Below are 9,713 nucleotides of genomic sequence, written 5' to 3'. Positions count from 1 at the left end.
GCACGTCGCCGCGCGGGGTGGCGCTGAGCGGGCGGGGACTGCGCGCGCGGGGCCAACAAGAGCGCCGCGAGCACCGCAGGTGCATGCCGACTCAAGCGCCCGGCGCTGCGGTCGGGAAGTGGCTGGGGGGGCTGGGGAGCCACGTCCTGTGCGCCGTCCTCGCCGCGCCGCGAGGGCGAGAGCGCAAGGTCGCTCGTCGCCGAACTCCAGGCCGAACCCGGTGCGCGTTCGAGCGGGGCACGAATAGGCTCTGCCGCCTGAAGGCCAATCGCGGCCAGAAGTAGGAGGGCCCATATGCGCATGCGCAGAAGGAAGGTGAGACCAAAGCTCATTGGCTGGCCGTGTAGACGAGGATACATTATCACGCAACGCGCTTGCGGTGAGGTGTTCGCGCTCGGGGGGCGAATGGGCGACCTCACCTTTTCTGGCGAGCGCGGCATGAGAGCCCTGAAGCCGACAGTTCCGGGGAGCCCGAGGATAATGGCCCTCGGATATCTCTGTTCCTTTGGGCTACCTCAGCGCGCCTCCAGCCGGACGAGGCCTGCGCCCAAGGTGTTGTCCTCGATGCTGATGGCCTCCTTCGTCCAGTCGGCGACAAAGGCGCTGCGCCGGTCGATTCCCGGCGCGAAGCGGGCATTGTTGCCGTGGACTGAAAGGCCTGCCGAGGGGTGGTTCCGGTGTTCGGCGGCCAGTGCGATGAAGGCGGAGTAGTTCTCCTTGTCGCGCCCCTGCACGAACCAGTTGTCGGCGATTTCGCCGGTCGCGCCATCGGGCAGGTCGATCATGTAATTGGTGGCGCGCCCTTGCGTGTCGTCGAAGCTGGAGTTGAGGATGGCGACGCGCGCCGCCCGGCTCTTCAGGTAGTGGCCGCCCGTGCCCGCCTCGAAGCGGCTGCGCGTGACGGTAAGCGCGCCGTAGTCGCCGATGTAGAGCGAATGCGCGCAGCCGGGGCCTTCGCAGGTCCCCAGGCGCGTGAAGGTCGACTTGTCGATGGTGATGCGCCCTTGCGGGTCGCTGCCGGTGAGGATGCCCTGCTCGCTGTCGCGAAACCAGCTTTGCGAGACCGAAAGGTCGCCGTGTTCGAGGCGGACGCCAGCGCCGTTCTTTTCGGGCACGCGGAAGTTGGCGAAGACGAGGCCCTCGATGCGCGCGGCGCGTCCGCGCAAAACCAGCGCGGCCTTCCCCTCGCAGGTCACGCCATCGAGGACGGCCTGTCCGGGGACCTGCGCCTGGTAGGTGATGGAGCCTTGCGTCTGCACCGCGCAGTCGGCGTAGCGGCGCGGCGCGAAGCGGATCGTGCCCGTTCCATCGCCAATGGCGTCCACCGCCTCCTGCAGGCGGGCATAGCTGCGCTGGCTCTCGACCACCGTATAGGGCTCCTCCTGAACTTGCGCGGAAGAGGCGGCGGGAAGGAACGGGCTGGCAGCCAGCAGGACGCCAGCAAGAGCGAGTCGGGTCGTGCGCATGGAGTGGTCTTACGCCCGGTTGGGGTGCAAAAGGTAAACGCGCAGGCCGCCGTCCCGCTTCGGTACAGGCCTTCCTAGTCGGTGCGGCCCCAGCGCCAGCGCCAGCCACCCCGCGTGCGGCGCGCGCAGATCGGCAGGACAAGCGCGCTGACGGCGAGGATCAGGCCGATGGCGCCGGTGCGGGCGCCATAGGTGTCTGTCTGGAAGAGAACCACGCAGCCTGCGATGGCGGCAAGGTAGACCGCATAGAGCAACCAGCCCTGCCAGCGGATCGGAAGGCCCGAACCCAGGCCACAGCGCTTGGGGGCGAACCAGGCGCGGGCCTCGGCCTGTGTCGTTGCCTTCTGGGCGCGGTCGGCCTCGCGCGTCTTGCGCGCACTGCGGGTGCTCATGTCTCCTCACTCCCATGCTGTGGCGTGGATGCCGCAGGCGGACGGCCACGCTGCGGGGGCGGACTGACCGGAACCTTCACCCCGCGCCGGGCGAGCGCCTCGCGCAGGAGAACCTCGATTTCGGCGTTGATCGAGCGCAGGTCGCCCGCCGCGGCCCGCTCCAGCGCGGCGTGAAGCTCGGGATCGAGCCGCAGGGGGAAGGCCTTCTTCGCGGGGCTGGGCATGACGGGGCGCCGGGATGCCTTACTGGTAGAGCGAGCCGGCGTTGACGACGGGCTGGGTGTCCCGCTCGCCGCACAGCACGACCATGAGGTTGGATACCATCGCGGCGCGGCGTTCGTCGTCAAGCTCGACGACCTCCTTTTCCGAAAGCTGCATCAGCGCCATCTCGACCATCGAGACCGCGCCTTCGACGAGCTTTCGGCGCGCGGCGATGACGGCTTCGGCCTGCTGGCGGCGCAGCATGGCGCCCGCGATCTCGGGGGCGTACGCCAGGTGGGTGAGGCCGCATTCGTCGACCGTCACGCCCGCCACGCGCAGGCGCTCGTTCAGCTCGTCGCGCAGTTCGCGGTTGACGTCCTCGTGGCTGCCGCGCAGCGTCTTGTCCTCATCCTCGCCGTCGTAGGGATAGCGCGAACCAATGGTGCGCACGGCCGCCTCGATCTGGACGTCGACGAAGCTGCGGTAGTCGTCGACATCGTAAAGCGCCTGCGCGGTATCGGAGACGCGCCAGACCACGTTGGCCGCGATCTCGATGGGGTTTCCGCGCAGGTCGTTCACCTTGAGCTTTTCCGAGACGATGTTGTTGGTGCGGACCGAGACCTTGGACTTCATCATCCACGGCCAGGTCCAGCGCAGGCCCGTCGAGCGGTCGGTCCCGCGGTAACTGCCGAACAGGACGATGGCCGCGCCCTGGTTGGGCTGGACCATGTAGAAGCCTGGCAGGACGAGCAGCGCAGCCAGCACGCAAGGCACCAGCAACAGCAGGAAGAGTGGCGATCCCGCGCTTATTCCGCCGACCACGCTGAACAGGGCCAGCAGTACAAGGCCTGCCAGCACGAGCAGCATGAGGTAGCCGTTGAAGGCGGACGCGGGATGTTCGCGGCTGGCGTTCATCGGCTGTAGGTTGGCGGACATCGACATGCTCTCCCTGTTAAAGTGATATCATGTTAATATCGTTTTGCAGTGCAGGTCAAGGCGTCGGAGGACACATGGCGGAAGGCGCGGTTGTCGCAAGAGCGTTTCGGTCTTATATAAGAGATGCGGGCCGGGCCCCTCTGGCGCGAGCGATTGAGCCTCTTCCATGCGGAGCGCTGATCGTCGCGTGATGTCGGACCGCATCGGGAAAGACCGATGCAACGATCCGGGTCGCGCATGTATTCCACGGGTCTAAATTGCGGTTTCAGGGGCAAACATCACACAGCCCCATGCAACAAAGCGTCGTCTCGACCGATCGAACTACCACATGCGTTCGACAGGGAATGACCGATGACCGAGAAGATGTACTCAATGCTCGAGACGCTGGCGCGACGGGATTCGCGGCTTCGTCGTCTGCAGGCTGGACGCACGTCCGATCCGGCCCTGATCGTCTTGCGGCTTAAGGCAAAGGAAACCCTGCGGAACAGGCCCCAGCGCCTGCCTTCCCCCATGGCGACGGCCTGACAGCGGCCTGTTCCCGCGCCGGCGCGTAAGTCCCCCTCCGACGCGCCGGCGCTTCCTTTTCCCGTATTGAGCAGGTCCTGATCCATGGAATTTTTATCGACCTACTGGATGGGCACGAGCCTGTGGTTCTGGTTCGCGTTCATCGCCATCGTCATCGCCCTGACCGCCTTCGATCTTGGCGTCCTGCACAAGGACGACAAGGAAATGGGCATCGGCGAATCGCTCAAGCTGTCGGTCTTCTACATCGGCATCGCGATGATCTTCGGCGGCTGGATCTGGGTTCAGAAGGGCCCCGCCGCCGGCATGGAGTACTACACCGGCTACTTCATCGAGAAGGCGCTCTCGATCGACAACGTCTTCGTCATCTCGATGATCTTCAGCTTCTTCGCCGTGGAGCGCAAATACCAGTACCGCGCGCTTCTGTGGGGTATCCTCGCGGTGATCGTGCTGCGCGGAATCATGATCGCGGGCGGTGCCGCGATGATCGAAAGCGCCTACTGGGTGATGTACCTGTTTGCAGCGTTTCTGATCTTCACCGGCCTCAAGATGCTGGTGACGGGTGAGAGCGAGCCGGACGTCGGCAACAACGCGGCGGTGCGCTGGATATCCACCCACATGCGCGTCACCAAGGAGCACCACGCCGAGCACTTCTTCGTGAAGGTTCCGGCCAATCCCGAGGCACCCGTGGGCGCGCGCGGGAGCCGTCTGGTCTGGGCCGCGACGCCGCTGTTCCTGGCGCTGGTGGTCATCAATCTGGCCGACCTTGTCTTCGCGGTCGATTCGGTCCCGGCGATCTTCACGATCACACGCGACACCTTCATCGTCTACACCTCGAACATTATGGCGATCCTGGGCCTGCGCGCGCTCTACTTCGCGCTGGCCGCGATGGTGCACCGCTTTCACTACCTGCAGTACGCGCTCGCGCTGGTCCTCGTCTTCATCGGGGGCAAGATCTTCGTTTCCGACTTCCTGCTGTCGGGCGCCAAGATTCCGCCGGTCTTCAGCCTGGGCGTTACCGTTGCGCTGATTGCGGGTGGGGTGATCTGGTCGCTGGTGATGACGCGCGGGGAGAAGGCGAAGAGGATCTGAGGGCCATCACCCTTGGGCTCCCCAACCTTTCAAGCGCGCCTTGCGCGCGCAGCGGCGGTTGCGAAAGGCGAGGTCGCCCGTTCTGGGGTCAAGGGGCGATGGCCCCTGGAATCCTTCTTCCTCCGTCAATCCTCGCGGCGCAGGAGGGCGTGCCGCTCCCGAACCAGGGCGATGTCCGGGCCGGAAAGGTGCTCTGCGGCCTGCTCGGCCAGCCGGTCCATCTCGTCGAGCAGCAACCGGCGCCGGTGCGCGGAGTTCACCCGTTGCGAAGCGGTGTGGAGGGCCTCCAGCGCCATCAGCGCGGCGAGGCGGCTGGTCGCCACCGCGCTGCGCATGGCGACAAACCCACGCTGGAGGAAGTGCGCGAAGTCGCTGTGGAGGCGCGCGACGGGGCAGGCGGGATCGCCTTTGTTCCAGGTCTCGAAGGCAAGGTCCCGGCGCCCGAAGTCGGCGGTAGCCGCGCCGATCCAGTGGAGCGCGGTGATCGCGGTGAAGGGGTCGTTGATGCCTGGCGACAGCGCGCGCAGGGCAATCTCGACCAGTTCGTCCATCGAGAACTCGATGTCCTGCTCGGCCGTGCGCGAGGCGCCGAGCGCCATCGTCGCGCGCACTTCGCGCGCAAAGGCGTCTTCGAGGCGGCGCGCGTCGGTATGGGCGAGGACAACGCCGGGATAGACGAAGTCGCCTGTGCGCACGGCAAGGTTTACGAGGCGATCGCGGCGCGCGGCGACCTCGCACAGGGTGTCGAGTTCGATCACGCGCACGTAGCCTGTATCCTGCGCGCAGATGGGCTGGCCCTGCGGCGTTGCGCGCCGGGCCGGGTCGCGCGAACCTCCCTCGGGGTAACGCGTTGCTATCTGGTGCAAGAGCCGCCGGCCGATCAATTCGAGCACGGTGTCGATACGGATGCTGGCGGGAATGTGGTGGAGGAAATAGACCAGCACCGCCGTCGTCACGATCAGGAAGGCGAAAGCAACAAGGAGCGAGATCTGGGGCACGAAGGCCTCGTCCCCGCCGCCGCCTCGCATTGCGCGCATGACGGTGAGGCCGTAGACAAAGGTGCCGATGAAGGTCGCAAGGCTGAGCTGGTTGCCCTTGTCCTTCATGAAATTGGTGAGGAGGCGCGGTCCATAGTTGCCGCTGGCATAGGCAACCGCGGCAATCGTGATCGAGAATACCGTGCCCGCCACGCCCAGCATCGAGCCGGTGGCAACGCCGAGCAGGTCGCTGGCATCCGAGGCGTGCATCGGGCGCAGCCAGCCATCCTCAACAAACTGCGCGAGCAGGTCTGTGTGGTCCAGTTCCACCGTCAGCGTGCCCAGGAGCGCCGAGCACAGCGCGAAGAGAGCAGGGTAGAACCAGTAGCTGGCGCGCAGCGCGTACCAGTACGAATGCAGACGGGCGATCATTGACGTTTTCCTTCCAACCGGCAAAGTGCACGAAAGTACACGCTTGTTCCCCCTGGCTTCTGTTCGGAGACCCCTTTTCGCGATGGCGCGCCTGATCCTGTTCAACAAGCCCTTCGACGTGCTCTCGCAGTTCACCGATGCCCGTTCGCCCAGTCCGCGCGCGACGCTGTCGGACTATATCGATGTGCCGGATGTCTATCCCGCAGGGCGGCTCGACCGCGACAGCGAGGGGCTTCTGCTCCTGACTGACGACGGACGCCTCCAATCGCGTATCTCGGACCCGAAGTACAAGACCGAGAAGGCCTACCTCGTTCAGGTCGAGCGCGAGCCCGACGAAGCCGCGCTCGCCGCGCTGCGCAAGGGCGTGATGCTGAAGGACGGCATGACCCGCCCGGCCGATGTGCGCCGCATCGACGAACCCGACCTGTGGGAGCGCACGCCGCCTGTGCGCTTTCGCAAGTCGGTGCCCGACTGCTGGCTGGAGCTCACCATCCGAGAGGGGCGCAACCGGCAGGTGCGGCGCATGACGGCGGCTGTGGGGCATCCCACGCTGCGGCTGGTGCGCTGGCGTATCGGCGACTGGACCCTTGCAGGCATCGCCAATGGCGAATGGCGCGAGGCGTGAAGGGGATGCGCGCTGGGATTGCTTTCGCCGCTGTTCTGGGGCTCGCCATCGCAGGCCCGGCCTTCGCGCAGGACGGGGAGGACCCGCTGACCCGTGCCGTCGCGCTGCAATATGCCGAGGCTTTCGGGGAGCCCGGGCCCCCGCGTCTGGTCCATGGGGCGACCTGGTCGCTGGGCTCGCCCACGCTCGCAGTGACTCTGATCGACAGCGGGGCGGGCCTGGTGCTGATCGATGCCGGGCTTGCGCAGTGGGCGCCCGTCCTCGAGGCGCACCTTGAACAGATCGGCTATGACATTGCCGACGTGAAGCTGATCCTCAGCACCGAGCCGCACTACGATCACGCCAGTGGCCTCGCCGCACTTGCACGCGACAGTGGCGCGAAGGTGCTGGCCAGCGCGGCTGGGGGCGAGGTGCTGCGCGCAGGCCATTCCACCCGCAGCGATCCGCAGCTGGATGAGCTTTTCGCCTATGCTCCGGTGCCTGAGGTTACGGTGGTCGGCGATGGCGAGATGGTGCGTCTGGGCGGGCTGGAACTGACCGCGCACGCGACGCCCGGGCACACACCGGGGAGCCTGAGCTGGTCCTGGCAAAGCTGCGCGAAAGCGGACAGCTGCCGCACGCTTGTCGCGGTGGCCAGCCTGACCTCGCGCACCGATGGCACCTACCGCTATTCCGCACCCGAAAATGCCGGGGCGCTTGCCGCGTTCCGGGACGGGCTTGAGCGCTTGGTGGGACTGCCCTGCGACCAGGTCCTCAGCCGCCATCCGGCCCACGCCGAAGCGGCAGGCGCGACAGGGTCACAGCCGTGCAAGGCGCTCTCTGCGTATTTCGGGGCGGCGCTTGACGCGCAGCTGGAACGGGAAGCGGCCTCAGGGCAGCCCTGAGGCAGGCGCGGCCAGCACGCCGCGGGCCACGAGATCGCGGATGCGCCGGCGCTGCGCCTGTGCGTGGTCCTCATCCGGCGCGGGGGGCGCATCGAAGCGCGCGGCGGCGTAGTCGGGCGCGTGGAGACCGCTCTGGAGCTGAAGCAGTGCGTTGGCGGGCCCGGGCGTGCAGCGCGCGCGGCGCTGGGCCTCGATGTCGAGCGTGGCCGTGATCGCGCAGGAGCCTGCATCGCTCGAGGCCGCTAGCACGTTGCCGTGGTAGTCCACGATCTCGCTGGGCTGCATGGCGTCCAGTGGGTTGCCGTTCGCCTCGCCCACCGGCCCCAGGTTCGCGGTCAGCATGTAGGCCATGTTCTCGTAGGCGCGCAGGCGCCGGGCCATGACGGGCAGCGCCGGATCGTTGGCATCGGGCGCGTGGGGGGCGCGCTTTGCCGGGGAACTGGGCGTCACGTTGGGCGAGGCGAGGCAGGTGGCGACGATTTCGGCGCCCCGCAAGGCCAGGCTTCGCACCATCTCGGGCCAGTTGGCGTCGGTGCCCACCGTCACGCCGATCCGGCCTAACGGCGTATCGGCCACGGGAAACAGCGAATCCTCGCCATAGAGGTCACGCCATTGGGGCAGGACATCGCTTGGCCGGGTCTTGCCGGTAAGATCGTAAAGCTTGCGGTAGGTCAGCGCGATCCCGCCCTCGGGTGAGAGCAGCAGTCCGGTCAGGAAATAGCGTCCCGGAAATGCGGCAATGCCCTCGACAGGGTTGAGGACGACGTAGGCGCCTGCGCGCAGGGCCGCTTCACGAAGCCGGGCGATCTCCGGGCCTGACAGATCCACCGCGCCCGCTTCCCACTGTGCCGGTGAGAGGCGCACGAGCGGCATTTGCAGGCAGAACTCGGAAAAAACGAGAAGTTTTGCGCCCCTCTCGCCCGCGGTGTGTTCAATGGCGCGCGCGACGGTCTCGACATTGGCGGCCAGCGCTTCGGGAAGGGGCATGCCACTCGAGGACCATGTGGGCCGCACGCGGGTCTGCACGCAGGCCGCCGTGTAGGGCGCGATGGCACCGGGTGTCCTCGCCCGCGCTGGCGCGGAAAGGAAGGGCAGGCCCGCTGCCAGTCCCGCGCTCAGGAAGGCGCCTTCACGCAGGACGGTGCGGCGGGCGGGCATGTCTCAGCGCGTACCCAGGTCGCCTTTGCCGACCGTGCCCGAGGCCATTTCGAGCATGGCATCGAGGCTCTTCTTGGCATCGAGGCGCAGGGTTTCCTCGATCTCGATCTTCGGCTCCAGGTCGCGCAGCGCGATGTAGAGCTTTTCCATCGTGTTGAGTGCCATATAGGGGCAGATGTTGCAGTTGCAGTTGCCGTCCGCACCCGGCGCGCCGATGAAGGTCTTGTTCGGCAGCGCGCGTTCCATCTGGTGGATGATGTGCGGCTCGGTCGCAACGATCAGCGTGTCGCCTTCCATCGCCTTGGCGTAGTTGAGGATGCCGCTGGTCGAGCCCACGTAGTCGGCGTGATCGACGATGGTCGGCGGGCATTCCGGGTGCGCGGCAATCGGCGCACCGGGGTGCTGCGCCTTGAGCTTCAGAAGCTCGGTCTCGCTGAAGGCCTCGTGGACGATGCACACGCCCGGCCACAGCAGCATCTCGCGGTTGAACTTGCGCGAAAGGTAGCCGCCTAGGTGCCGGTCGGGGCCGAAGATGATCTTCTGGTCGGCGGGGATCTGCTGGAGGATCGTTTCCGCGCTCGAGCTGGTGACGATCACGTCCGAGAGCGCCTTCACCTCGGTCGAGCAGTTGATGTAGGTAAGCGCAATGTGGTCCGGGTGGGCCTCGCGGAACGCCTTGAACTTCTCGGGCGGGCAGGAATCTTCCAAGCTGCAGCCTGCTTCCATGTCCGGCAAAATCACGGTCTTCTCGGGCGAGAGGATCTTGGCGACTTCAGCCATGAACTTGACGCCGCAAAAGGCGATGACGTCCGCGTCGGTCTCTGCGGCTTTGCGGCTCAGCTCCAGGCTGTCACCCACGAAGTCCGCCAGGTCCTGCAGCTCGGGCTTCTGGTAGTAGTGGGCGAGGATGACAGCGTTGCGCTCCTTGCGCAGACGCTCGATCTCGGCCCGAAGATCGAGGCCCTTCAGATCGGCACGATCAGGCATGGCAGTCATGGCGGATTTCCCTTCGGTCCTTGTCCGGGCGT

Annotated in this window: 12 protein-coding genes; 4 read left to right on the top strand and 8 right to left on the bottom strand. The window is 66.5% G+C overall.

What is annotated here, in order from left to right:
• The 5 genes from FMM79_RS20035 to FMM79_RS20015 all read right to left on the bottom strand — a co-directional run.
• Positions 1-332, bottom strand: a 332-nt coding sequence (locus tag FMM79_RS20035; protein ID WP_148629287.1) for a hypothetical protein, incomplete at its 3' end; no start/stop codon positions are given.
• A 183-nt stretch (positions 333-515) separates the two neighbouring features.
• Positions 516-1,466 carry a right-handed parallel beta-helix repeat-containing protein gene (locus FMM79_RS20030; protein ID WP_148629286.1) on the bottom strand — a complete coding sequence of 317 codons (951 nt, stop codon included), beginning with the start codon at positions 1,464-1,466 and terminating at the stop codon, positions 516-518.
• Between the two features lie 74 nt (positions 1,467-1,540).
• Entirely contained in the window at positions 1,541-1,858 is a 318-nt protein-coding gene (locus FMM79_RS20025; RefSeq protein ID WP_240339326.1) for a hypothetical protein, read from the bottom strand.
• Positions 1,855-2,082 (bottom strand): toxin-antitoxin system HicB family antitoxin, encoded by a 228-nt coding sequence (locus tag FMM79_RS20020; RefSeq protein WP_148629285.1) that lies wholly within the window; start codon positions 2,080-2,082, stop codon positions 1,855-1,857. Before FMM79_RS20020 ends, FMM79_RS20025 begins: the two co-directional genes overlap by 4 nt.
• A gap of 19 nt (positions 2,083-2,101) precedes the next feature.
• On the bottom strand, positions 2,102-2,995 hold the full coding sequence (locus FMM79_RS20015) for an SPFH domain-containing protein (RefSeq protein WP_205466766.1): 894 nt from the start codon (positions 2,993-2,995) through the stop codon (positions 2,102-2,104).
• Positions 2,996-3,346: 351 nt separating this feature from the next.
• Here FMM79_RS20015 and FMM79_RS21290 point away from each other — a divergent pair, with 351 nt between their 5' ends.
• Entirely contained in the window at positions 3,347-3,520 is a 174-nt protein-coding gene (locus FMM79_RS21290) for a hypothetical protein (RefSeq protein ID WP_153269336.1), read from the top strand.
• Positions 3,521-3,604: 84 nt separating this feature from the next.
• Positions 3,605-4,609, top strand: coding sequence for a TerC family protein (locus tag FMM79_RS20010; RefSeq protein WP_148629283.1), 1,005 nt, complete (start codon positions 3,605-3,607; stop codon positions 4,607-4,609).
• Positions 4,610-4,734: 125 nt separating this feature from the next.
• Here FMM79_RS20010 and FMM79_RS20005 read toward each other — a convergent pair whose 3' ends face one another.
• Positions 4,735-6,018, bottom strand: coding sequence for a DUF2254 domain-containing protein (locus FMM79_RS20005; RefSeq protein WP_148629282.1), 1,284 nt, complete (start codon positions 6,016-6,018; stop codon positions 4,735-4,737).
• 82 nt (positions 6,019-6,100) lie between these two features.
• Between FMM79_RS20005 and FMM79_RS20000 the strand changes: the two genes are divergently transcribed.
• Positions 6,101-6,643, top strand: a complete 543-nt coding sequence (locus FMM79_RS20000) for a pseudouridine synthase (RefSeq protein ID WP_148629281.1) — start codon at positions 6,101-6,103, stop codon at positions 6,641-6,643.
• A gap of 5 nt (positions 6,644-6,648) precedes the next feature.
• Positions 6,649-7,527 (top strand): MBL fold metallo-hydrolase, encoded by an 879-nt coding sequence (locus FMM79_RS19995; protein WP_162528567.1) that lies wholly within the window; start codon positions 6,649-6,651, stop codon positions 7,525-7,527.
• On the opposite strand, the gene FMM79_RS19990 is transcribed toward FMM79_RS19995, so the two are convergent.
• On the bottom strand, positions 7,513-8,685 hold the full coding sequence (locus FMM79_RS19990; RefSeq protein WP_148629279.1) for a nitrilase-related carbon-nitrogen hydrolase: 1,173 nt from the start codon (positions 8,683-8,685) through the stop codon (positions 7,513-7,515). The two genes, FMM79_RS19995 and FMM79_RS19990, sit on opposite strands and share 15 nt — an antisense overlap.
• A gap of 3 nt (positions 8,686-8,688) precedes the next feature.
• Positions 8,689-9,681 carry a quinolinate synthase NadA gene (nadA, locus tag FMM79_RS19985; RefSeq protein WP_148629278.1) on the bottom strand — a complete coding sequence of 331 codons (993 nt, stop codon included), beginning with the start codon at positions 9,679-9,681 and terminating at the stop codon, positions 8,689-8,691.
• Positions 9,682-9,713 lie beyond the last annotated feature (32 nt).

The sequence above is a fragment of the Novosphingobium sp. BW1 genome (assembly GCF_008107685.1).
Lineage (GTDB): Bacteria > Pseudomonadota > Alphaproteobacteria > Sphingomonadales > Sphingomonadaceae > Novosphingobium.
This window is presented reverse-complemented; position numbering and strand designations above follow the sequence as displayed.

Excerpts from the sequence above, each read along its gene's own strand:
- FMM79_RS20030 (WP_148629286.1), bottom strand. The coding sequence starts at position 1,466 with ATGCGCACGACCCGACTCGCTCTTGCTGGCGTCCTGCTGGCTGCCAGC.
- FMM79_RS20025 (WP_240339326.1), bottom strand. The coding sequence starts at position 1,858 with ATGAGCACCCGCAGTGCGCGCAAGACGCGCGAGGCCGACCGCGCCCAG.
- FMM79_RS20020 (WP_148629285.1), bottom strand. The coding sequence starts at position 2,082 with ATGCCCAGCCCCGCGAAGAAGGCCTTCCCCCTGCGGCTCGATCCCGAG.
- FMM79_RS20015 (WP_205466766.1), bottom strand. The coding sequence starts at position 2,995 with ATGTCCGCCAACCTACAGCCGATGAACGCCAGCCGCGAACATCCCGCG.
- FMM79_RS21290 (WP_153269336.1), top strand. The coding sequence starts at position 3,347 with ATGACCGAGAAGATGTACTCAATGCTCGAGACGCTGGCGCGACGGGAT.
- FMM79_RS20010 (WP_148629283.1), top strand. The coding sequence starts at position 3,605 with ATGGAATTTTTATCGACCTACTGGATGGGCACGAGCCTGTGGTTCTGG.
- FMM79_RS20005 (WP_148629282.1), bottom strand. The coding sequence starts at position 6,018 with ATGATCGCCCGTCTGCATTCGTACTGGTACGCGCTGCGCGCCAGCTAC.
- FMM79_RS20000 (WP_148629281.1), top strand. The coding sequence starts at position 6,101 with ATGGCGCGCCTGATCCTGTTCAACAAGCCCTTCGACGTGCTCTCGCAG.
- FMM79_RS19995 (WP_162528567.1), top strand. The coding sequence starts at position 6,649 with ATGCGCGCTGGGATTGCTTTCGCCGCTGTTCTGGGGCTCGCCATCGCA.
- FMM79_RS19990 (WP_148629279.1), bottom strand. The coding sequence starts at position 8,685 with ATGCCCGCCCGCCGCACCGTCCTGCGTGAAGGCGCCTTCCTGAGCGCG.
- nadA (WP_148629278.1), bottom strand. The coding sequence starts at position 9,681 with ATGACTGCCATGCCTGATCGTGCCGATCTGAAGGGCCTCGATCTTCGG.